The 23,808-nt window shown below is 64.2% G+C and carries 20 protein-coding genes; 18 read left to right on the forward strand and 2 right to left on the reverse strand.

What is annotated here, in order from left to right:
- Positions 1-24: 24 nt before the first annotated feature.
- Entirely contained in the window at positions 25-1,884 is a 1,860-nt protein-coding gene (locus KF708_17910; protein ID MBX3414567.1) for an ABC transporter ATP-binding protein, read from the reverse strand.
- Complete coding sequence (locus KF708_17915) at positions 1,881-3,758, reverse strand: ABC transporter ATP-binding protein (GenBank protein ID MBX3414568.1); 1,878 nt, start codon at positions 3,756-3,758, stop codon at positions 1,881-1,883. Before KF708_17915 ends, KF708_17910 begins: the two co-directional genes overlap by 4 nt.
- A gap of 359 nt (positions 3,759-4,117) precedes the next feature.
- On the opposite strand from KF708_17915, the gene KF708_17920 reads away from it, so the two are divergent.
- The 18 genes from KF708_17920 to KF708_18005 all read left to right on the forward strand — a co-directional run bounded on the left by KF708_17920 (position 4,118) and on the right by KF708_18005 (position 23,782).
- Positions 4,118-4,888, forward strand: coding sequence for an N-acetylmuramoyl-L-alanine amidase (locus KF708_17920; protein MBX3414569.1), 771 nt, complete (start codon positions 4,118-4,120; stop codon positions 4,886-4,888).
- A 121-nt stretch (positions 4,889-5,009) separates the two neighbouring features.
- The gene (locus KF708_17925; GenBank protein MBX3414570.1) at positions 5,010-5,753 is read left to right on the forward strand and encodes a hypothetical protein; all 744 of its coding nucleotides are present in this window, start codon (positions 5,010-5,012) and stop codon (positions 5,751-5,753) included.
- 259 nt (positions 5,754-6,012) lie between these two features.
- Entirely contained in the window at positions 6,013-8,496 is a 2,484-nt protein-coding gene (locus KF708_17930; protein MBX3414571.1) for a tetratricopeptide repeat protein, read from the forward strand.
- 25 nt (positions 8,497-8,521) lie between these two features.
- Positions 8,522-8,983, forward strand: a complete 462-nt coding sequence (gene flgN, locus KF708_17935; protein MBX3414572.1) for a flagellar export chaperone FlgN — start codon at positions 8,522-8,524, stop codon at positions 8,981-8,983.
- Between the two features lie 10 nt (positions 8,984-8,993).
- Positions 8,994-9,866, forward strand: a complete 873-nt coding sequence (locus KF708_17940) for a sensor histidine kinase (protein MBX3414573.1) — start codon at positions 8,994-8,996, stop codon at positions 9,864-9,866.
- The gene (locus tag KF708_17945) at positions 9,863-11,296 is read left to right on the forward strand and encodes a sigma-54-dependent Fis family transcriptional regulator (protein MBX3414574.1); all 1,434 of its coding nucleotides are present in this window, start codon (positions 9,863-9,865) and stop codon (positions 11,294-11,296) included. Before KF708_17940 ends, KF708_17945 begins: the two co-directional genes overlap by 4 nt.
- A gap of 291 nt (positions 11,297-11,587) precedes the next feature.
- Positions 11,588-11,995, forward strand: coding sequence for a flagellar basal body rod protein FlgB (locus KF708_17950; protein ID MBX3414575.1), 408 nt, complete (start codon positions 11,588-11,590; stop codon positions 11,993-11,995).
- A 67-nt stretch (positions 11,996-12,062) separates the two neighbouring features.
- Positions 12,063-12,485, forward strand: a complete 423-nt coding sequence (flgC, locus tag KF708_17955; protein ID MBX3414576.1) for a flagellar basal body rod protein FlgC — start codon at positions 12,063-12,065, stop codon at positions 12,483-12,485.
- Positions 12,486-12,535: 50 nt separating this feature from the next.
- On the forward strand, positions 12,536-12,850 hold the full coding sequence (gene fliE / locus KF708_17960; protein MBX3414577.1) for a flagellar hook-basal body complex protein FliE: 315 nt from the start codon (positions 12,536-12,538) through the stop codon (positions 12,848-12,850).
- Between the two features lie 160 nt (positions 12,851-13,010).
- A complete protein-coding gene (locus KF708_17965) occupies positions 13,011-14,654 on the forward strand; it encodes a hypothetical protein (GenBank protein MBX3414578.1) in 1,644 nt (547 codons plus the stop codon).
- A 12-nt stretch (positions 14,655-14,666) separates the two neighbouring features.
- The gene (locus KF708_17970; GenBank protein MBX3414579.1) at positions 14,667-15,713 is read left to right on the forward strand and encodes a hypothetical protein; all 1,047 of its coding nucleotides are present in this window, start codon (positions 14,667-14,669) and stop codon (positions 15,711-15,713) included.
- 43 nt (positions 15,714-15,756) lie between these two features.
- Positions 15,757-16,410, forward strand: coding sequence for a hypothetical protein (locus tag KF708_17975; protein MBX3414580.1), 654 nt, complete (start codon positions 15,757-15,759; stop codon positions 16,408-16,410).
- Positions 16,411-16,417: 7 nt separating this feature from the next.
- A complete protein-coding gene (locus KF708_17980) occupies positions 16,418-17,779 on the forward strand; it encodes a FliI/YscN family ATPase (protein ID MBX3414581.1) in 1,362 nt (453 codons plus the stop codon).
- A gap of 8 nt (positions 17,780-17,787) precedes the next feature.
- A complete protein-coding gene (fliJ, locus tag KF708_17985; GenBank protein ID MBX3414582.1) occupies positions 17,788-18,249 on the forward strand; it encodes a flagellar export protein FliJ in 462 nt (153 codons plus the stop codon).
- On the forward strand, positions 18,246-18,941 hold the full coding sequence (locus tag KF708_17990) for a hypothetical protein (protein ID MBX3414583.1): 696 nt from the start codon (positions 18,246-18,248) through the stop codon (positions 18,939-18,941). Before fliJ ends, KF708_17990 begins: the two co-directional genes overlap by 4 nt.
- 3 nt (positions 18,942-18,944) lie before the next feature.
- On the forward strand, positions 18,945-20,723 hold the full coding sequence (locus KF708_17995) for a flagellar hook-length control protein FliK (protein ID MBX3414584.1): 1,779 nt from the start codon (positions 18,945-18,947) through the stop codon (positions 20,721-20,723).
- 62 nt (positions 20,724-20,785) lie between these two features.
- Positions 20,786-21,199, forward strand: coding sequence for a flagellar biosynthesis protein FlgD (locus KF708_18000; GenBank protein MBX3414585.1), 414 nt, complete (start codon positions 20,786-20,788; stop codon positions 21,197-21,199).
- Positions 21,200-21,307: 108 nt separating this feature from the next.
- Positions 21,308-23,782 carry a flagellar hook-basal body complex protein gene (locus KF708_18005; GenBank protein ID MBX3414586.1) on the forward strand — a complete coding sequence of 825 codons (2,475 nt, stop codon included), beginning with the start codon at positions 21,308-21,310 and terminating at the stop codon, positions 23,780-23,782.
- The last annotated feature ends 26 nt before the right edge of the window (positions 23,783-23,808 follow it).

The raw sequence follows: 23,808 nt of genomic DNA on the forward strand, positions 1-23,808 counted from the left end.
CGCGCCGTGCAGGTCGGAGCCGCATTAAGCCGCGGCGGCGCGCACGAATTGCTCGTACAGCTCGGCGTACACGCCCCCGCGACGCACCAATTGGTCGTGTGTCCCTCGTTCGACAATCTGCCCGTGGTCGATCACGAGCACAAGATCGGCGTGACGGATGGTACTCAGCCGGTGGGCGACGACAAAGCTCGTGCGGCCGGCGAGCAGTCGCGTGAGGGCCTGCTGCAAGCGCAGCTCGGTGAGGGTATCGACGGAGCTGGTCGCTTCATCGAGGATCAAGATCCGCGGATCGGCCAGCATGGCCCGGGCAAAGCACACGAGTTGCCGCTGGCCGAGAGACAGGCCCGCGCCACGTTCGCCCACTTCGGTGCGCAGGCCGCCCGGCAGCGACTCGAGCATGTCGAGGCATTCGAGCCGTCGTACGGCCGCGATCACTTCGTCGTCGGTGGCGTCGGGGCGCCCCAGGCGAATGTTGTCGAGCACGGTGCCCGAGAAGAGGAACGTCTGTTGTTGCACGATGCCGAGCTGACGGCGCAGCGAGGGGGTAGAGACCTGTCGAATGTCGTGGCCGTCGATGCGCAGCGAGCCCTCACCGGGCAGATAGAACTTGGCGATCAGGCTCGAGATGGTCGACTTGCCGCTGCCCGTGTGGCCGACGAGCGCGATCGTCTGCCCCGGCTCGGCGGTGAAGGTAATGTCGTCGAGCACCGGTCGCCCCGGTTCATAGGCGAAGCCGACCTGCTCGAACTCGACGCGTCCGGTGAGCGTGCCCAAAGCGAGGGCGTCGTCCGGATCCTGCCAGTCGGGGCGCAGGTCGAGCAGGTGGAAGACACGTTCGGCCCCGGCCATGGCGGTCAGCGCCTGGTTGTATTGATTGCCCAGCATCTGCAACGGCGAGAAAAACTGATTCGTCAGAAAGAAGAACTGAATCAGATCGCCGATCGGCATGCCCCCCGGCTCGAGCACGCGATAGCCGCCGAGCAGGAGCAGAATGGCGATGAAGAACTGATTGTTTAATTCCAGCAAGGGAAGCAGAATGCCGGCCTGCCGTGCCGCCTCGAGGTTGTAGTCGGCATGGCTGACGGCGAGATCCTGAAACAGATCTGCATTGACCCGCTCGCGCGCGAAGCCCTGCGTCACGCGGATGCCATTCACCGATTCGGCCAGCGTGGCCGTCAAGCGGCTAAAACTTTCCTGCACGTCGCGATAGGCGCGGCTCAATTGCTGGCGGAAGCAGGCATTCAGGTACCACAGCACGGGACCCATGGCCGCGACGACACAAAACAGCACCCAGTCGGTAGAGAGCATGAATGCGGCCGCGACCGCCATCTGCCCGACGCCGACGATGCCCACGAAAAGCACGTCCTGGATGCCGACGCGCACAGCTTCGGCATCGGAGGTGATGCGGCTGATGACGCGACCGAGCTTCGTGCGATGGTAGAAGCTCATCGGCATGCGCTGCAGGTGCTCGAAGATCTCGCGGCGAAGGTCGTGGACGACCGATTCGCCCAGTTCGAGAGCCAGTCGCTGCCGGAAATGGAACGTGGCTTGCGTGAAGGTAGCGAGGGCCAAATAGGCGACGGCGCCCCAGATGGCGCCGCTCGCCGATCGACCGGCGATCGGTCCGTTGATCACCGCGCCGATCAGCCAGGCCAGGCACGGCAACTGGATCGAGCGCATCATGACCAGCACGATCAACAGATTGCGCTTGGCGGCGTACGGCTTCGTGTAGGAAAGAATTCGTTTGATGATCGCCAGATCGAGCGGACGCATGACGGCGTCTTCGTCCGTCTCGCCGCGCAAGCGCGTAATGCTCGCGGCGGGGGGCTGCGGTTTGCCCGGTCGGCGGGGCGAGGGACGACGCGGAGTGGGAACCGTGCTCATGCGGCGCGAACTCCCGCATCCTGCGAGATCTCTGCCTGATCTGGTTCGGCGGTAGCGGACTGCAGCAGCGCGGCGCTGGCGTAGTGTCCGCCCCGTGCCAGCAACTCGGCGTGCGTTCCGTGCTCGACGATGCGTCCCTCTTCGAGCACGATGACGAGATCGGCCCGGCGGAGCGTGCTCAGACGATGTGCGATGACAAAAGTTGTGCGGCCGGCGATGGCGCGATCCATCGCCTCGAGAATTTCCTCCTCGGTGCGCGGATCGATGGCCGCCGTTGGATCGTCGAGCAGCAACACGGGCGGTTCGAGCAACAACGCCCTGGCAATGGCCAGCCGCTGACGTTGCCCGCCCGACAGATCGCCGGCCCGTTCGCTCAGCACGGTGTCGTATCCCTCGGGCAACTGGCGGATGAATTCGTCGGCAGCCGCCAACTTCGCGGCACGTTCGACCTGTTCGAGCGTCGCCGCAGGATGCCCGAAGGCGATATTCGCGGCCACCGTGTTGCTGAACAGGAAGTTCTCTTGAAACACGAGCCCGATCTGCCGGCGCAGGTCGTCGAGCCACAGGTCGCGCAGATCGTAGCCATCGATCAGCACGCGCCCCTTGGTCGGGTCGTAGAAGCGGGGAATCATGCTCATCAGCGTGCTCTTGCCCGACCCCGTGGGGCCGACCAGCGCCACGCACTGCCCAGGCTGCACCTCGAAATCAATCCCCCGCAGCACAGGTTTTCCCGGCTCGTATTCGAACGACACGTTCTCGAAGCGAATCGCGCCGCGGACGCGCGCCACGTGGAGTGCGTTGGGGCGATTCTCAATCTCGATCGGCGCATCGAGCACTTCGAACACCCGGCGGGCGCCGGTCAGGCTTTGCTGCACGCTGTTGGCCACGGTGGCCACGTTGCTTACCTGGGTCGAGAATTGCTGCAGCAGGCCGTGAAATACGACCAGCCCGGTGCCGAGCGCGAGTTGACCTTCGACCGCCAGCCAGCCGCCATACGCCAACAGCACGAATAGGTTCAAGTGCGTGAACCACGTCATCGTGGGCGTGTACAGGCTCACTGCCCAGAAGATCCGCCGCTGCTGATCGTGGATCGTGCGATTCGCCGCGGCGAACTTATCGATCTCCTGCCGCTCGCGGGCAAACCCCTTCACGACGTGGATGCCCTGGAAATTCTCGGTCAGGGCCAGGATCAGCCGGTCGATCAACTCGCGATTCCGATCGTAAGCCGGACGCACCAGTCGCGAGAACGTGGCCGAAGCGATCCAAAGCAATGGGGTCGTCGCCAGGCAGGCCAGCGTCAAGCGAACGTGGATCGACAGCATGTATCCCAGGTAGACGACAAGGGATAGCCCGATCATGGCGAACTGAATCAGCACGCCATCGACAAAGAGTCGCACGGCGGCGACATCTCCCGTCACGCGATTGATCACCGAGCCGCTGGCGTTGCGGTCGTAGAAGCGGAAGCTCAACCGCTGCAGCTTTTCGTAGGTTTTGGCCCGCAGATCGGCCACGATCTCGTGATGGACGACGCGCCCCGAGGCGACGGCATAGTGGTAGCCGATCGCGGCGCGAACGACGGCGATCAGCAAGACGCCACTCGCCAGCGCGGCCACGACCGCCAGCGGAGGCCACTGCCAGGCATCGAGGCGGGCGACCCATTGGTCGCCGGTCGTGAGTTCGACGCGATGGGCGACGAAGTCGATCGCCAGCCCCGTGAGGGCGAGTCCCGCCAGCGTGAGCAGCGTGATGGCGAACTGCATCGCCAGCAGGCGTGCGCAGCTCCAGCGATAGGGCCAACTCAGAATGAGCATCCGCCGGAGCAACGACAGGTTCGTTGGCGCTTGCGGCGGTTCGGTCGAGTTGGAAAGGGGCATGGCGGGATCGAAACGTTGCGACGGCCGGCCTCGTGCCAGTCGTGCCAGGGATGTCGTACTAAGCAAACTATTCGAGGCAGGGTCGCTGCGGTCAATGCGCGGTGCAAACGGCCCGAGCGACGCGGAAGTCTAGGGATTTCGACACCTTGGGCAATGCCAAACTGGCATCCATCCAGGGCGGCTCAGGTATGCTAGCTTGCTAGCATACGCTCGCCCCCTCGACGTTGACACCCCGCAGCGGCATCCGCTAGAGTCCGAAAGTCCGCGCGGTTCAACGATTTCATCCGGCAAGTGCGTGAGCTTCATCCATGTCATTGCCGGGTCGATCGATCGCATCAATCTTATTTTGGGGCCTCAGCATGCTCGCCGTTGCACCGTCGATCGGTTGCCTGCCGAGCAGCACGGCGATGGCTCCGGCGCCCGACTACCGCGCGGCGCTGCCCCTGTCGGAGGAGCCGGGGACCGGCGACCAGGAGCCTCGGTCTCGCGAGATCCACCCGGTCGTCCATACGCAGTTCAATTTCGACGACCCGCAACGATCGCTCGAGGCCCCGCCGCGAGAGTGGCGGTATCTCGTGTTGCACCACACGGCCACCGAACGGGGCGACGTGGCCACCATCGACGCCGAACATCGCCGTCAGATCGACCGTGACGGAAAACCTTGGCTCGGCATTGGGTACCACTTTGTGATCGGCAACGGCCGCCCCATGCCTGACGGGCTGGTGGAGCCAACTTTTCGTTGGCGCGAGCAATTGCACGGCGCCCACGCGGGCGACGCCGAGCACAACGACCTGGGCATTGGCATCTGCCTGGTAGGCAATTTCGAGGAGACCGCTCCCACGCCGCTGCAGGTCAAGGCGTGCCGCCAACTGGTATCCGTGCTGGCAGAAGAGTACGAAATTGCCCCGGAAAACGTTGTGGGGCACAGCCAGCTCAAGGCGACCGCCTGCCCGGGACGCCTCTTTCCGCTGGAACAAATGATCGTTGCGGCCCGTGCTCCGGCGACTGCCCGCACGAATTGGTCTGCCGACGAGGCAGTGTTGCTTCCGACGGGCGCGCAGGATACGCACTCGGCGCGCCGCGCGCGTACGGTGTGGCCTGTGGCGCCAAATCAGCCCCTGCTTCGCTAGACAAACGGACCCTCATCGAGTAATCACTGTCGAGACAGAAGATTGACCTACCCCGTCGCGGTCCCGCGAGCGTGTCCCCCAAGAGGACTGTTTTCGGTGGTCGCGAGGATTTAGAAAGCCTATGAATCGCATCCACGCTGAACCGACTTACCAGGACATCGCCGTTCCGAGCGAACTTCCCGCCGTCGGGTCTGCCGTTTACTCTCCCAGCGTGCGCGGCACCGATTGTGCCCTCTTCGCGCCGCTGCACTACGAGAAGAACTACGCCTATCCGCTGATCGTGTGGTTGCACGGCCCCGGGGGGGACGAGAGCCAACTGAAGCGGATCATGCCCTGCATCAGCACGCGGAATTACGCCGCGATCGCTCCGCGCGGCACGGCCGAGTATCGTTCGGCGGAGCCAGGCAAATCGCGTTTCACCTGGCAGCAGACCGACGGCCACCTGCACCTGGCCGAGCAGCGCATCTTCAATGCCGTCGAGATTGCCCGCCGCCGTCTGAACATCGCCTCGCAACGCATCTTTCTGGGCGGCTTCGATGTGGGGGGCACGATGGCCTATCGCGTGGCCATGAACCACCCCCAGCAATTTGCGGGCGTGTTGACGATCGGCGCCACGTTCCCGAGCGGGGGCGCGCCGTTGAGCCGCCTCACCGAGGCGCGCCGCTTGCCCCTGTTCCTCGCGCACGGGCGCGATAGCACGGTCTGCTCGGCCGAGTCGATCTGCGCCGACCTGCGCCTCTTTCACAGCGCGGGGATGGATGTCACGCTGCGCCAATACCCGTGCGGGCATCAGCTCGATCCCATGATCCTGGCCGACATGGACCGTTGGATCATGGAACAAGTGACGGGCGAATCGTGCTGCTAGCACGAACTTCTGGCGCCGTACGCTGCGCCACTCTCTAGCGTTGCCAGCAGGCGCGATGCGCATTGACACCTGCTGGTTGATTGGGGTACATACTCCCCGCTTTTCCACGTCTCTACTCTGCCCACGCGGGCTGCGGAGCCAGTCTGGCTGCGCAACGCGCGGGCGAAGTGCAGTGTTGTCGGTAGTTGCGCGAGACGGATCGCTCGCTCGCCGATGACGCTCGTGACCGAACAGCGTCCGACAAGGAAGTCGCTACGCCGTGAGCCAACCGAAACGCGAATCTCAGCCGGCCCTTGACGCGGCATCCGCTGCGCCTTCATCGCCGCTGGAGCGCGCGCGGAATACGTGGCGCAGTGTGGTGGCCTGGTGTACGGCCAGCCGGCTGCGTTTGCTTGTCGTCGCGCTGTTGCTGCTCAACTCTCCGTTTGTCACGTACCTCGTGGTGCTATCGAGACGTCCCCCCGCCCCATCGCCGACGTTCGACATGGCGCTGGCCGCGCTCGACGAAGGCAACTATCGCCAGGCCCGCAATCTCGCCGAGTGGTTGCGCGAAGCTCGCCACCTCAAATCCGAGGAAGCAGGTGGTCCGGCCTTCGTGCTGGGAGTGATCAATTACCAAGAGGCCTGCGATCTCTACGGACGCGGCGATAAGGACTTCTTCGCCCTGGCGGCACGTTACCTCGAACGTTCGCGCGATTTGGGTTTTCCCGCCGGACGCGAGGCCACCGGCCACCGGCTGCTTGGCGAGAGCCTGTACCGATCCGGCCAGATCGTGGAAAGCCGGCCGCATCTCGAAGCGGCGCTGGCCAGCAATCCAGACCGTGCCAAAGAACTGCATCGAATGCTGGTCGAGGCGTATCTCGACGAGCGCGGTCCCGATCCGCAGGTGGCCCTGCAGCACGTGTCGGCCTACCTGGCCGCCCCGCAACTCACCGACGATGAACGTGCCGCCGTTATGCTCGCCCAGGTACGAATTCAACTACAACTTGGCCACGTCGACGCCTGCCGCGTGGCGCTCGAATCGATCGATCAGCAGGCCCGCGAACGGGGCGAAGCGACCGTGCTGCGGGCTCGGCTCGAGATCGACGCGGCGCGACGTCTGGCGGCCGATCCGGCCGGCGCCCAGGATGAGCCGGCGCTGGCCCGCATTCGCGAGCATCATCAAGCGGCCCTGGCACTGCTGAAGACGGTGCCGGCGAGCAATTCGCTCGACAACAAGGCCTCGGGACAGGCGAGCTACCTGATGGGCTACTGCCTGGCCGCCTTGGGAGAAGATCGCGCGGCGCTCGAACAGTTCACCGAGACACGCACGCTCTACCACAGTCAGCCCGAGGGGCTCGCCGCGGCTATCGACGAGGCCGATCTGCTGCGAAAACTGGGACGCGAGGAATCGGCGGCCGCCTATGCTCGAGTGTTGCTGCTCGCGGGCGATCCGGCCGAATTCCGTTCTCCCTGGGTTTCGCTCGAAGAGCTCCGTCGTCGCGTGCTCGCCGCCTACGACGCCCTGCTGGCGGCCGGCAAGTACGCCGCCGCGCTGGAACTGGCCTCGCAACTCGAGCCGCTCTTTCCACGCGATCGTGCCGTGGCCTTGCTGGCCGAGACGAATGCCCTCTGGTCCCGAGCGTTGTTAGACGAGGCGGCCGCGTTGCCGCGCTCGCAGGCCGAGAGCTTGGAACGCGACGCCCGTGCTCGTGCCCGCAAGGCCGGAGAAAACTACGTCGTTCTGGCACAGCTTCGCTTCGTCTCACGCGATTATCCGAACGATCTTTGGAACGCGGCCGACAACTTCTATCGCGGACGCGATTACCTGCACGCCATCGAGTTCTACAAGCTCTACCTGACGCACGAGGCCCGGCAGCGTCGCGCGTTTGCCCTGGTCGGACTGGCCGAGTCGTACCTGGCCGTCGACGAGGTCGACCTGGCGCTTACGACCTGCCGCGAGTGCCTCGAAGCCTACCCACGCGATGCCGCGAACTTCCGGGCGCGGCTGGTGGCGAGTCGAGCGCTGGTCGAATTGGGCAAGGACGACGAGGCCAAGAAGCTGCTGCTCGAGAATCTGCAGGGAGACGATCTGACGCCGGCCAGCATCGAGTGGCGCGATTCGCTGTTCGAGCTGGCGCGCATCCTGCACCTGGAACAGAAGTACGCCGAGGCGCTGCCGCGTCTGGAAGAAGCCGTGGCACGCTACGGCGATCAGCCACAATCGCTCGAATTGCGCTACCTGCTGGCGGACAGTGCCATGCAGCTTTCGGCCGAGGTTCGGGCAAAGGCCGAGACGACCAGCGTGGCCACGGCCCGACTGGCGCTGAAGCGGCAAAGCCACGACCACCTGCACCGTGCCGTTGCCGAGTACGACCGGGTGCAGCACGAGATCACGCGTCGGCAGGCGACCGGTGCGATCAGCCCGCTCGACGCGGCAATGTTGCGCAACTGCTACTTTGCCCGGGGCGCGGCCCTCACTGAGTTGGAACGCTACGACGAGGCGATCGACGTCTACAACGCCGCGACGAATCGTTATCAGAATTCCCCCGCGGTGATGGAAGCCTACATCGGCACGGCGAACTGCTATCGACAATTGGGGCAGCTCGACGAGGCACGCGGCATTGTCTCTCAAGCCAAGGTGGTGCTGTCGCGCGTCAGGCAGGATGCGACCGTGCCCTTTGAAGAAGTGACGAATTACAGCAGTGACCAATGGGAGCTGCTGCTCGACTGGCTACTCGATTTCTACGGCAAGACGACCTAGTTCCCCCCCTTCGACGACGGCAACGATGGCAACGTCACACGCGGATACGAACACGCTCGCCCGGTTGGTGCGTCGCAAGCACGACTGCCTGGCACAATTGCTCGAGCTGGGGCGCGAGCAACAGGCCCTTGTCGCCGAAGGCGACCTGAACGATCTGCTGCGCGTGCTGGCCGCCAAGCAGCGTTGGCTGGCCGTGCTGCAAGAGACGCAACGCGAGTTGATTCCGTTCCGCGACCAGGCGCCGGCCGAGCGGAAATGGGCCAGCGAGGCCGACCGCCAGCAATGTGCCCATCTGTTGAAGCGTTGCGAGGCGATGCTCGGCGAGATCGTGGCCCAAGAGAAGCAAAGCGAACTGACCCTGCAACAGCGTCGCGACGACGCCTCGGCGCGGTTGCAGGGCATGCATACAGCTGACAAGGCACGTACCGCCTACGTCACCAGCGGTGGCGAGCCGATCGGACAGCTCGACCTGTCCTCGGAAGGCTAGGAGCAGACGCATGACCGAACTCAGAATCCATCGAGAAGATCCCCCCCCGCTCGAGCGTCTGACGCCCGAGCGCCGCGCCGATCTCGAGGCGGTATTGGCGGCCTGGCAGGATGCCACGAGCCGCCTGCAGCAGACGCACGAGTCGCTGCGCGGTGAGGTTCGTCGTTTGACGGACGAGTTGGAAAAGAAAAACCGCGAGTTGGCCCGCAAGAATCGGCTGGCCGATCTAGGGCAGATTTCGACGCACGTGGCCCACGAGGTGCGCAACAGCCTCGTGCCGGTCACGCTTTACCTGAGCTTGTTGCGCCGTCGCCTCGCACAGGATTCCGCTAGCCTCGAGGTACTCGACAAAATGGACAGCAGCTTCTCCGACGTGCGTAGCACGGTGAACGACCTGTTGCACTTTGCCGCCGATCGCGATCCCGTGCGGCGGCAGCTCCGCATCCGCGATCTGGTCGAGGATGTGCGCATCTCGCTTGCGCCGCAACTCATGGCACAAGGAATTCGCTTTGCCATCGACGTGCCGCCCGAGCAGTTCGTGTTGGTGGATCGCGACATGCTGCGTCGCGCGGTGTTGAATCTGGCCATGAATGCTCTCGACGTCATGCCCGACGGGGGGGAGATCGTGGTGACCTCGTTTATCGGCGCTCGCGGCTTCGAACTTGAGATCGCCGACAGCGGGCCGGGGCTCGATGAGGAAACGACGCGGCGCGCCTTCGAGCCCTTCTACACCACCAAGAGCAGCGGAACCGGACTGGGATTGGCCATCGTCTCGCGCATCGCCGAGTTGCACGGCGGCGACGTCACGGTGATCAACTGTCCGGAGGGAGGCGCTGCCTTCACCCTTCGCATTCCGCATCGCGCCATGGAGGCCGCCGCATGAATCAGCACACCCTCTGTCACGCTGCTGGTGGAAAGACTACCCTGGGCCGGGTGCTCGTCGTCGACGATCACCGCCAGGCACGCGAGTCGATTTCAGACATCCTGCGTCAGGCCGGCCATCAGGTCGATGCCGTGTCGAGCGCTGTCGAGGCGCTCCGCGTGCTCGAACGCACGAGCTACGACGTCGTGCTCACCGACCTGCAAATGCCAGGCATGACCGGTCTCGAGTTCATCTTCGAGCTCGAACGTCGCCGCCACGGCGCCCAGGTCCTCATGGTGACGGCCTACGCCACCGTCTCATCGGCCGTCGATGCCATGCGGCACGGGGCCTTCGATTATATCGAGAAGCCGTTCGATGCCGACCAGCTCGAACTGCTCGTCTCGCGCGCCGTGGCCCATGGCCGCATGACCGATGCCGGAACGTTGCCTGCTCCGGCTGTCAATGAGTCCCAGGGAAACTCTCCCGCGATGATCGGCAGCGGCACGGCGATGCGGGCACTCAAGCAGCGCATCACGCAGGTCGGCCCGACGCTCGAGACCGTGCTAATCACGGGCGAAAGTGGCACCGGCAAGGAGCTGGTCGCGCGGGCCGTGCATGCCGCCAGCCAGCGTGCGGCGTCGGCGCTCGTCAGCTTGAACTGCCCGGTGTTGTCGGCCCACTTGATGGAGAGCGAGCTCTTCGGCCACGAGCGTGGCGCCTTCACCGGCGCCGATGCCCCCCGCACCGGCCGTTTCGAGCTGGCCGATGGCGGCACGATCCTGCTCGACGAAATCACCGAGATCGATCTGGCCCTGCAGGCAAAGTTGCTCCGCGTGCTGCAAGAACGTGCTTTCGAGCACGTCGGCTCGAGCAAGACGATTCAGGTCGACGTGCGCGTGCTCGCGACGAGTAATCGCGACCTGCTGGCCGAAGTCGCGGCCGGCCGCTTTCGCGAGGACCTGTACTACCGCCTGGCCGTGGTGCCGATCCAGGTGCCGCCGCTGCGCTCGCGCCGCGAGGACATTCCCGAACTGGTAGCGCACTTCCTGGCCGCCGCGGCGAATCGCCTGGGCCGCGAGGCGTGCTCGCTCGAGCCGGCCGCCGCCGACTTGTTGGTCAATTACCATTGGCCAGGCAACGTTCGAGAGCTGGAGAACATCGTCACGCGCGCCAGCGTGCTGAATGGCGGAACGCCGATTCGTGCCGACGAGATCCAGCCCTGGCTGATCGCGCCGGGCAGCGAGAATCCAGCGACCGAAGCGGATCAGGTTCCCGTCGGACTGAGCCTGCACGAAATGGAGCGCCGGTTGATCGAAGCCACGCTCGAACGCTTCGGCGGGCATCGTGCCCGGACGGCCCAAGCGTTGGGAATCGGCATTCGCACGTTGTCTGGCAAGCTGAGAGATTTTGGCTACGCACCGCGCGCAAGGGTGCCAAGCAAGGCCGCGTAAACAGAACGAAACAAAGAGCCGTGCTAGCGGTGCTGGCGGCAGAACTCGCCACCACGAGCGGCGAAAATTGCCGATCGCGGCGCAGCACCGACAAGACATCGAACGCATGACAGCAAGCACGGACCGCCGTGCGGACGACCGCAACCTGCCATCGCACAACAGTTTCGCAAAATCGTACTCGTTGAGGATGCCTCGAACCACATGCACCACTGTCCGCTCCGGCATTCGATTTGCAATGAGTGACTTGGCGTAAGCCGCGCGAGACAGGTCCGCGGCAGGAGGTTAGGAAACATGGCCCAATCAATGTTCGACGCGACGGCAATCCCCGTCACCGAGATGGCGGTTGTCTTCACCCAGACGCGACAGCAGTTGCTGGCGAGCAATCTGGCGAACTTCGACACGCCCGGTTACAAGACTCGCGACCTGTCTCCCGTGCGGTTTCAAAAGCACCTGCGCGAGGCGATTCGCGAGCGCGACACGGGCGGCGCCCCGATCACGCTCGCTTCGCTCCGCGGCGGACGAGCGGCGCGCGACGGCAATCACTCGATGCTGACGTTCCTGCACCACGACAAGACGGACGTGATTGTGGAAGAATCGGTCGCCGAGATGGCCAAGAACCAAATGCTGCACAACACGGCCCTGGCGATCATGAACAACCAGTTCCGCTTGCTGCAAGCAGCGATTTCCGAACGAGCCTGATCGAAACCAGAGACGAAACCCGCGGCGCATGGCGGCGCCCGACTAAGGGGAAGAAAGGACAGCAAGGATGCTCGCTTCCTTCGATATCAGCACGAGCGCACTGGTCGCACAGCGCCAGCGGCTGGATGCTATCTCGAGCAACATGGCCAACCTGTTCACGACCCGCAACGAGGCGGGAGAGAAGGTGCCTTTTCAGCCACGCTACGTGGTGTTCGAGTCGGAACCGGTGCCGGGCGGATCGGCCGCGGCTCGAGGCGTACGCGTCAGTTCGGTCGAGATCGATCCGATCGAGCCGCGCTACAAGTACGATCCCGGTCATCCCGACGCCATCACCGAGGGAGACAAAAAAGGGTACGTCGCGCTGCCCAACATCGACATGACCGAGCAGTTCGTCGATGCGATCGAGGCGACCCGTTCGTACGAAGCAAACGTCGGTGCGATCGAGATCAGCAAGGATCTCGTCAATCGCACGCTGAATATCCTGGCCTAACGAGATTGGTTTGACGCGCTGTCCCGACCCAGGGCAGCCAAGGAGCGACGATGGCCCACGCGATCAACTCTCACCTTCCTTCGCAGATAGCGCTGCCGCCGCAGCCGGGTGCGCTGGCGTCGCCGGGCGCCGAGGCGGCGGGAGGTCCCTCGTTCAAGAACGTGCTGCTCGATTCGATCGAGCAAGTGAACACGATGCAGCAGGAAGCGGACCGCGCGGTCGAGTCGCTCATGACCGGTGGAGACGCCACGGCGGCCGAGGTGCTCACCGCGGTGCAAAAGGCCGATATGGCCTTCCGCATGGCGATGCAGATTCGCACGAAGCTGCTGGCGGCTTATGAAGAGGTGAAGAATATCCGCGTCTAGACCCGACCCTGTCACGCGGTGAATCGGCCCGTCAAGGATGATTGCTGTCCGCGCGCGGCCAATGAGCCACTTTAAAGAACGGTGAACTCACGCATTCCGGGCTTCCGTTGGACGCCCTTGGCTTAGTGGTTGTGCGGAACGGAATAGTGGAGCTTCCAGCATGGATTTTCTGAACAAGGCCCTCGCGCAGGCGAACGAGCTGTTCCGCTCGATGACTCCCGGTGCGCGGATCACGGCGGGCCTGTTGCTGGTCCTGGTGGTCGTGAGCCTGGCTTATTTGTTTCGCGGCAATGTGGCGGGCCCGGATGTCTTCCTCATGAATGGGCATCCCTTTCCCAGCACGGAGCTGCCCAAGGCGATCGCCGCGCTCGGCCAGGCTGGACTGAGCGACTTTGAAGTCGAAAACAACATGATCCGTATCCCGCGCGGCAAGCAAGCGGCGTACATCGCGGCGCTGGCCGACGGCAATGCCCTGCCCACGGGCTTCGGCGAATTCCTGCTGCGGACCATCAAGGACACCGGTCCCTTCACGACGTCGGAAGAGCGCGACGAGTTGATGAAAGTGGCCAAGCAACAGGTGCTGGCCGACACGATTCACAAGATGTCGGGCATCGAAGCGGCCACGGTCCTGTTCGATACGCAGAATCGCCGCGGTTTGCGTGGCGATGCGGTGGCCACGGCCATGGTCAGCGTGCAGCCGACCGGCTCGCTGCCTCTCGACGAAGAACGCGTGCGATCGATTCGCAACCTGGTGGCGGGAGCCATCGCCGGCCTGCTGCCCCGACAGGTGACCGTCGTGGACCGCAGCACCGGCAAGAGTTGGTCGGGAGATTCCAGCGACGGTGGATCGGCCACCGACGATGCCTACTTTACCCGCATGCGAGCCTATCAGGACCAGTACAAGCGAGAAATCCTCGACATGCTCTCGCTGGTGCGCGGCGCCACGGTGAGCGTGAACGTCGAACTCGACCCTCACCGCATCCGACGCGAGTCGGACGTGAAGGTCGATCCGAAGGCGGTCGCTACCTCGATCCGAGAGAACACCTCCTCGTCGCTCACCGAGTCGGCGGGGCCGGCCGGGCGCCCGGGCTTCGCGGCGCAAGGGCCCAATCGGCCGGCCGGGTTGGCGGGCGGAGCGGCCACACCGACCACGCGCTCGCAAGATGAAACCTCGGATACAGAAACACAAAATGTCGTTTCACACACCAGTGGCCAAACCGAGATCGTCGGCCTGACGCCCCGCCGCGTCACCGTGTCGATCGGTATTCCGAGCCGCTATCTCGAGGAGTTGTGGCGCCGCCAGAATCCCACGCCCGCCGGCGAAGAGCCCAAGCAACCTACCGACGCCGACCTGGCCACGATCTTCCAGGAAGAGTCCGTGCGCATTCGCAGCGCGGTGGCGAACGTCGTGCCGCAAGACAACACGTTGCCGCTCGAGCAGATGGTGGCGGTGAATCGCTTTATCTCGCTGACCGATCCGCCGCTCGCGGTCCCCGGCTTTTCGGATCAGGCCTTGGCCTGGCTCTCGAACTACTGGACGACGATCGGCACGTTTGGCCTGGCTGGGTTCAGCTTGTTGATGCTCCGCTCGATGGTCCGCTCGGCGCCGGCGGCCGAGCCGATGCCCGCCGAGGTGAATCTGCCGGACGAAACGAACGACGAGGCGCCCAAGCCCGCTCCGCCGATCATCAAGCGCCGTCTCGAGTCGGGCCCCTCGCTGCAGGATGAACTGGGAGAGATGGTGCGTGAAAACCCCGACGCCGCGGCGAACATCCTTCGCTCCTGGATTGGCAACGTCAACTAGTCGAGCTATCCCATGAGTCAGTCAATGAACCACCCTCCGCTGCGCAAGGCCGCCATACTGGTCGCCAGTCTCGACCGCGAGACGGCCGATCGCCTGGTCGCGTCGATGCCTGCGGAAGAGGCCGATCGCCTCTACGCGGAGATGGCGCGCCTGGGCGAGATCGACCCCGTCGAACAACGCACGATCATCGACGAGTTCTTCCGCGGCTCGCCCCCGTCCGCCGTCGGAGGCGATACGCTCGAGTTGAGCTCGACCGTCGAACAGCAGCTTGCCGCGAACACCGTCATGCGGATTGACGAAGCGGCGGCGATGCCCCTGCCGAATTTCGAGCCGCTGCGGTCGACGGACGCGGCGACCCTCGCGTCGATCCTGGCCGACGAGCGACCGCAAATCGTAGCGCTCGTGATGTCGCAGTTGCCGCCGCTGCAGGCGGCCACGGTGCTGCATCGCCTGGCCCCGGCCCTGCAAGCCGAGGTCATGCGCCGCCTGTCGGACCTTGACGAGCCAGATGCCCTCACGCTCTACGAAGTCGAACGCGTCCTTTCGGGACGGCTCGATCACGCGGTGCGGGCCAACAAGCGCCGAGCTACTGGATTGGCCGCGCTCGAAGGAATTCTGCAGGCCGCCGAGGGAGACGCCTCGCGCCATCTGCTCGACAACCTCGCGCAACACGATCGTCAGCTTGCCGCACGCTTGCGTCGCGACGAGCCGCATGAGGTCGTCGCCTTACCGTTGGCCGCGCACGTCTCGTCGATGACGTACGCCGAGTTCATGCGTCTCGACGATCGCTCGCTGACGGTGGTCTTTCAATCGGCCGGCCGCGAGGTCGTGCTGCTCGCGCTGGCCGGTTCGACGCCTCAGTTCGTGGCCCGGGTTACGACCCTCTTCGGCGCCACCAGGCCGCGACAGCTCGATCAGGCGATCGAATCGCTCGGTCCGCTGCTGCTGAGCGATCTCGAGGCCGCGCAGGACGAGCTCGCGCGCCTGGCGAGCGAGTTGCTCGACGAGGGCGTGATCGAAGGCGTCTCGCCCCGCGCGACGCTGAGCATGGCCGCCTGAGAACCCGTTTTCATCCTACCCGCCACCCGAGCTTGCCAGTCGCATGCCTGTCCTGAAGCAACACGCCGATCAGACCGTGGGAGTCCGCGGAGTCGCTTTCGACTTCGAGGATGTCAACCAGCGCGCCGGAAACTATCTCGAACAGGTACGCGGTGAGGCGGCCAAGATCGTGCGCAAGGCACAGGAAGAAGCAGACGCCATTCGCCAGCAGGCCGAGCAAGAGGGGCGCAGGGCGGGCATGGCCGCCATCGAGCAGATTGCCACCGATAAACTCGGTCAGCAGATGACCACGCTGCTGCCGGCGCTGCGCGAGGCAGTCAACGAAATCCAGCGCTCGCGGGTCGCCTTTCTGGCGAACTGGGAGCAGAGCGCCGTGCATCTGGCCACCGCGATTGCGGCCCGCGTCGTCCGCCGCGAGTTGAAGCACCAACCCGAGATCACGCTCTCGCTCGTGCGCGAGGCCCTGGAGCTTGCCGCGGGCAGCCCCGACATTCGCATCCTGATGAATCCCCAAGACCACGAGGCGCTGGCCCCGCAAGTCAAGCGGCTGGTGGCCGAAATGGACCGCTTGGGAACGGTCAAGACGATCGCCGACGCGCGGATTTCGCGAGGTGGCTGCCGCGTCGAGACGCACTTCGGCTCGATCGATCAGCAGTTCGAGTCCCAGCTCGCGCGGATTGAAGAAGAACTCACCTGAGATCGCCATGCTCGCTATCGAATCACAACTCGATCAGATCATGCCGACCGCGCTCGCAGGCAGCGTGTCGCGGATCGTCGGCATGACCGCCGCCGTGGCGGGTCTGCCGGCGCCGATCGGAGCGCTCGTCGAGATCGACCGCGAGACGGGCAACCCACTCACGGCCGAAGTGATCGGCTTTCGCGAAGACCTCACGATCATTTATCCCTGGGATGATATTTCGGGCGTGCGTCGCGGGAACCGCGTGCGCATGGTCCGCACCACCCCCTGGCTGCACGTGGGAGATCAACTCCTGGGACGCGTCGTCGATGCGCAAGGACGTTGCATCGATGGCGGACCCCAGCCCGTGCTGGCCCATCGTGCCCCGCTCGATCGTACGCCCCCCGCTCCGATGCGTCGCCAGCGCATCGCCACGCCGTTGACCACGGGCGTTCGCTCGCTCGATGGCATGCTCACCTGCGGCAAGGGGCAGCGCATGGGCATCTTTGCCGGCTCCGGCGTGGGCAAAAGCAGTACCCTCGGCATGATGGCCCGCTACACCTCGGCCGACGTCAATGTCATCGGTCTGATCGGCGAACGCGGCCGCGAAGTGCGCGAGTTCATCGAACGCGATCTGGGCCCAACAGGCATGGCACGTAGCGTCGTGGTCGTCGCCACTAGCGACGCCCCCGCGGTGCTACGCGTGCGTGCGGCTCGTACCGCCACGACCATTGCCGAATACTTCCGCGATCAGAAACGCGACGTGCTCCTGATGCTCGATTCGCTGACTCGATTCGCGCAAGCACAACGCGAGATCGGCCTGGCCGCGGGCGAACCGCCGACGACACGCGGCTTCCCCCCGTCGGTGTTTGCCATGCTGCCCAAGCTGGTCGAACGGGCTGGCTACGACGCCGAGGGCAGTATCACGGGCTTTTACTCGGTGCTCGTCGAGGCCGACGATCCGAACGAACCGATCAGCGATGCGGTGCGCGGCTTGCTCGACGGCCATACCTGGCTGTCGCGCAAAATCGCCGCCCGCGGCCATTATCCGGCCGTCGACGTGCTCGAAAGCATCAGCCGACTGATGACCGAAGTGGCCGACCGAGAGCACCAAGCCGCCGCGTCGATCGTCCGCGAATTGCTCTCTGCCTACCGCGAGCACGCCGACCTGATCTCGATCGGCGCCTACCGCCGCGGCAGCAACCCGACGGTCGATCTGGCGATCGCCATGGAAGGAGAGATCAATGCCTTCCTGCGGCAGGCGATGGACGAGCCGAGCAACATGGCCGACACCCGCACCGCCCTGCAGAACCTGATTCGCAGCGCGGCCCAAAAGCGACAAGCCCTATCCACCCCCGCACAAAACCCTGGCGGTCTTCGCACCGGTTGAACTGAGTTATGGCAGCCAACACGTTCCGCTTTCGACTGACGACCCTGCTCAAGCTCCGCGAGGCGGCGCGCGACGAGCGTCGCAACCGCCTGGCCGAGGCGCATCGCGCCGAGGATATCGTGGCAAACCGCATTCGCGAGATCGACACCGAATTGGCGGAACAACGCCGCGTGCCTGTCACGGCCACGATGCCTGGCAAACGCATCCAACTCGACTCGCTCCTCGAAGCCGAACGCTATGAGTTGTTGTTGCGCGCCGAGCGCCAGAGCGTCGAACGCCAGCGCGGCGAGATCGTCGAGGAAATCGAACGTCGCCGCCTGGCGCTGGTCGCCGCCGATCGCGAGGTGCGGATTCTCGAACGCCTGCGCGAGAATCAGGCCGAACAGTTTGCGGCCGAGATGAATCGCCGCGATATCCAGCAGCTCGACGAAGTGGCCGCGCGGCGGTACTGGCGGGAGGATGACGAATGATCGGTCTCCTGCTGCGCGCGCTCGTCGCCCTGTTCGTCTATAGCTGCGTCGCCACGGTGTTGTCGCTGGCCATCATCCTGGGCTACCTGATGGCTACGCAACAGCTCGACGAAGGCAAGATTTCGCAGATTTCCGCGGTCTTGCAGGGCATCGACCTTGCCAAGCTGGCCGCGCCTCCGAGTCCCGAGGCGGTGGACGCGAGCCAGGAACAAGCCTCGTACGAGGCGGTGGTCAACGCCCGAGCCGTCAAGCTGCGCGACATCGAGCTGCGGCTCATCTCGCTGCGACAAGGCTTGGGACGACTCGACGCGGATCGCATGGCGCTGACCGCGGAGAAATCCCGCCTCGACCGAGAGCGGACTACCTTCGACGAACGCTTGGCCGAGCTACAGAATTCGGCCACGTCCGAGGGTGAGAACGATGTGCGGTCGATTCTCGAAAGCGTGAAGCCGAAACAGGCCAAGGAACTGATCTTGAAGATGGTCGACAGCGGCGAGATGCAGGCCGTGGTCAACATGCTTAGCCAGATGCCGGTGACGAAGCAGGCCAAGATCGTGGCCGAATTTCGCACGCCGGAAGAGACGGAAAAACTACAAGCCATCTTGCGGCAGATTCAGTTGGGCGAACCACTGGCCAGCCTGGTGGATGAAACACGGAATCAGTCCGCACGATCGGCGCAGGAGGCGCCATAAGCCATGCCGCAGTTCGCTTTCGACGGAATCTTTGCCCCGCTCAGTACGGCGCCTGCCACGTCGCGTAGCACGGGCGCGCCGCTGGGGACAGGTATGTTCGATCAGCACCTGGCCCAGGCGCGTCGCCTGCCCGACCCCTTGCCGGTAGCCCCTACCGCGCCGGAGAAGCCGCAGCCCTCGTCGCCGGTCTCGACCCAGCCTGTCAGCCCCGCCGACCGCCGCCCCAAGCCGACCGAGACGAGCAGCGATCCCCAGCCCTATAAGACGAACGGGGCGCAGCCGACGGCCACCGAGAACTCGGCTGAAAACAAGCCGTCCAACGTCGCGCAAGGAAACTCTACGACGGCAAACGGCGAAGGCGCCGCCACGGACAGTTCGCCGCGAGATAAGGATTCGCCCGCCACCTTGCCCGAGAAGGTCGATTCCACGAACGAACACGATGACGGAGATGCAGACGAGCAGCACGATGCGATCGCGGCGGCACTGGCCAATCTCGATACATGCATCAAGTCGGCGACCGCGCCGACGGAAGAATCTCAGTCAGAGGACCAACTGCAACGCGGCGCGGAGCAGGCCAGCGAGACGCTAGACCTGCACGCCGAAGTCAGCGGCAAGTCGACACGCAAATCGCTGGCCGAGAAAGTACAAAAGATCGGTGCAACCGACGAGGCGAAGTCATCACCAAAAGCAATTTCGGCCTCGGAAGCTGAGCCAGCCGTGACGGCACCGATCGACGAAGTTGCGGTCGGCGCCGAGGACACGGCCGAAGAGACATCCTCGCGGACCAGTAAGGTGGTGGAAGCAGAGTCTTCCCGCCATGCCGAGCCGACCGATGGCGAGCAAGCACAAGTGCAAATCTCGCGGAACATGCATGCTCGCAACGTCAGCCGATCGGGTGCGGACGTGCAGGACGAGTCGGCGACCAGCGAGGACGAGCCGACCAGGTCGCCTCTCGATACCGAGTCGAGCAAGCCGGCCACAGGTGCCAGGCGGCGTGAACCGACGGCCGACCGTTCGGCCGAGTCCGTCGGAAAGAACAAGACCGACGTTACCACCGATCCGATGGGCGCCGCGAGCGCGGCAGTGCCGATAGAAACCGAGAATTCGACCGGGCAAGGTACGACCGTCGCCAAGGGCGTCAGCGATCAAGATCGCGTCCCGGCCATCGAGGCGAACCACGAAGGTGCTCCCCAGGATTCTCCCGAGCAGCACGCCTCGCCGGCCAAGTCGCGGCACGAGGCCGAAGCCGCACGCGATGCCACCGTCGAGCGTACCGGGCGCCCGCACGCCGGTCCTTCCCGCGAAGCGGACGCTGCTCCGCGATCGCAGCTTCTGACCGATGTCGAGCGTCTGCGGTTGGTACACCGAGTTGCGAAGGCCATTCAAACTTCGGCCACGTCGGCCGATGGCGGTCAGATGCGTCTGCGACTCACTCCGCCGGAGTTGGGGAGTCTGCGCATGGAGATCGTCGTGCGGCAAGGGACGGTTACCGCACACGTCGAGGCAGAGACGGCTGCCGCGCGTGAGGTCCTGCTCGACAACCTGCCAGCGCTCCGCGATCGTCTGGCCGAGCAGAATATCAAGCTCGAACGTTTCGACGTCGATCTGATGCGGCAATCGCTCGATCAGACGCCGCAGCACACGGGCAACCCCGAACGAGAACACGCGCGAGACGAACGTCGAGGACACCAGGCCGTGTCCGCTGAAACGCAGGGGGCGAGCGAACGGGCCCCCGTCAGCACTGCGGTCATCCAGGATGGCCACGTGAACATCGTGATCTGAGACCGGCATCTCGCAGAACCACCACAGAGTCCAAGCACACGGAATTACAAAAAGGATTCGTCATGGCTACGAGCCCCGTCGGTGGCGCCGGTTCGTCGAATCAAACGACGAACAAGCACGATACGCTGAACAACCTGAATCTTGACCAGTTTCTCAAGGTCATGATCACCGAGCTGCAGAATCAGGATCCGCTCAATCCGATGGATAACGCGCAGATCCTGCAGCAGATCAGCCAGATGCGCGAGATTCAGGCCACCGATCAGATGCGGCAGACGCTCGAATCGGTCTTGCTGGGGCAAACGCTCGTCAGTGCCAGCACCATGATCAATCGCGAGATCACTGGTCTGGCCGAATCGGGCAAGGAGATTGCCGGCCGCGTCGAGAGCGTGACCATCGAAAACAGCAAGCCGATGCTCCACATCGGCAGCGAGAGAATCCCACTGACCAATATTCGATCCATCCAGCCAGAGGCTTAAACCGCCGCAGTTTCTATCCCGCACGATCCGTTGAGTCCACGCCCGGCGAGTAGCCGGGCCACGAGCACACAACCACACGACAAGTCATCGGAAGAGGGGGAGTTTCACATGGGTTTGTCCTCAGTTTTCAGCACGGCCATCACGGGCCTCAGCGCCGCGGAAACGACGATCGATGTCGTCGGCAACAACGTGGCCAACTCGAGCACGATCGGTTTCAAGGCGTCCGAGGCGCTCTTTGCCACGCAGTTTCTGCAGACGCTCAGCTTGGGCTCGGCCCCGACACAGAACTCGGGTGGTCGCAATCCGCGTCAGATCGGTCTTGGCACGCAGGTCGCGGCGATCACGACCGACTTCAAGCAAGGCACGATCGAGATCAGCACGAGCCCTTCGGATCTGGCCATCCAGGGTGATGGTTTTTTCATTATTCAATCCACCCTGGGCGAGCAGCTCTACACGCGCAACGGCAATTTCGACATCAACTCCGCGAACCAACTGGTCACGTTGAACGGTGACCGCGTGCTCGGTTACGGGGTGAACAAGGATTTCGAGATCCAGCCCACTGTGCTCACGCCCCTCGAGATTCCCCTCGGTTCGGCCGCCGTGGCAAAGCCCACCGAGACCGTGACCTTGCAGGGCACGCTCACGCCGACCGGCCATGTGGCGGACACTGCCTCGATCATCTCCTCGGGTATTCTGGGCGACGGCGTTTTCGAACGCCCCGTGTTGGGCACGGCAGCCGCCGGCGCCGCGCCGGTCGCTCCCGTCGTGAGTGGCGTGGCAAGCAACAGTACCACGGGCGGGTCGATGACCGCGGGCACCTACCGCTACAAGGTCGTCTACGCCGAAGGAGCCGTCAGTTCGCTTACGCCTTCCGAGGGCGTGCCATCTCTCTCGTTCACGGCCACCGTCGATCCGGGCGAAACGCAGCTCGATCTTTCGAACCTGCCGACGAGCGGCTCCACGCCTCCTTATGCGGTCAAACGCATCTATCGCCAGGAAGAAGGCGCGGCGGCTACCGATCCCTACTACCTGGTGGGCGAGGTCGCCAACGGCGTGACCACGTTCAGCGACACCATGTCCGACGCGGCCCTCACCTCGCAGACCGTTCTCAATGAGAACGTCAACACGGCCACGTACGGCTATTACGTCACGTTCTTCAATGGCAGCCGCGAAAGCCGTCCGTCGCAGCTCATGGGGCCCATTTCCGTCGTCGATGGTCGCCTGCGCCTGACGGATCTGCCCACCGCCACCTCTTCGGAGTGGACGGGCATGCGCATCTATCGCAACACCGAGGGACAAGATTCGACCTACTACCGCATCGCCGAGATCAACAGCGCCAGCACGCCGGGCCTTGAATTTACCGATGGCTTTGCCGACTCCGACATCGTCGGCAATCCAACGCTCGATTTCGATGGACCGCGCATCACCGGTAGCACGAAGCTCGTCAATGTGCTCTCTCGCGATAGCAATGGAAATTACACCAGTATGTTCGAAGTGGGCACCTTGAACTTCTCGGGCGAGAAGGGGGGGCGTGCCGTCCCGCCGGTCGACGATCCGAAACGTCTGGTGATCGACGCCAACACCGACGTCGACGCGCTGATTCAGTTCATCGAAGAGTCGCTCGGCATCCAATCGGCGCCGGGACCCGATCCAGCCAATCCGATTCCTGGCGACCTGCTCTCGGGAGATCAGCCCGGCGGCTCGGTGACCATCAAGACCCTCACTGAGCCGGGGGGCCAGATCCGCTTCGTGGGCAATAACGGCGCCGACAACGCCATCGAGATCGGTCTGTCGAGCTTCTCGTTCACCACGGCCACGGGCACGCGACAGGTCGTGCTGCCGTTCGGCGTCGAACAGCAAGCCGTCGGGCAAAGTGCGGTGGCCGACTTCGTCGTGTTCGATACGCTCGGCATTCCATTGCGTGTCCGCATCACGGCGGTGCTCGAAAGCACGAGCAGCAGCGAAACGGTCTACCGTTGGTTCGCCGATTCGCCCGACAACGATCCCTCCGGGAGCAAGAATGTCAACGTGTCGGTGGGCACGGGGCTGATCCGCTTCGACGGTGAAGGCAACTTCACTTCGGCCACGAACAACACCGTCTCGATCAGCCGCGAGGACGTGCCGTCGAGTTCGCCCCTGGAGTTCCATCTCGACTTCACGCAGATCTCGGGCCTGGCATCCCCCACCAGCACGCTGGCGGCGACACGCCAAGACGGCTTTCCCCCCGGTAAGCTCACCAACTACATCATCGGTGAAGACGGCAAGATCCGCGGCATTTTCGACAACGGCACCGAACGCGATCTGGGACAGATTCGTCTGGCACGCTTTGCGAACCCCGGTGGTCTCGAACAGCGCGGCTCGAACAACTACTCGGTCGGTATCAACTCGGGCTTGCCGATCGTGTCGAATCCGGGAGAGCAGGGCATCGGCAACCTGATCGCCGGTGCCGTCGAGCTGTCGAACACCGACATCGGCTCGAACCTGATCGACTTGATCCTGGCGTCGACGCAGTATCGCGGCAATGCCCGCGTGATCACGTCGGCCCAGCAGTTGCTCGAGGAACTATTGAATCTGCGACGTTAATCGGCGCGCCGCGTGGAACGCGGTCA

The organism is Pirellulales bacterium (assembly GCA_019636335.1).
GTDB lineage: Bacteria > Planctomycetota > Planctomycetia > Pirellulales > JAEUIK01 > JAHBXR01.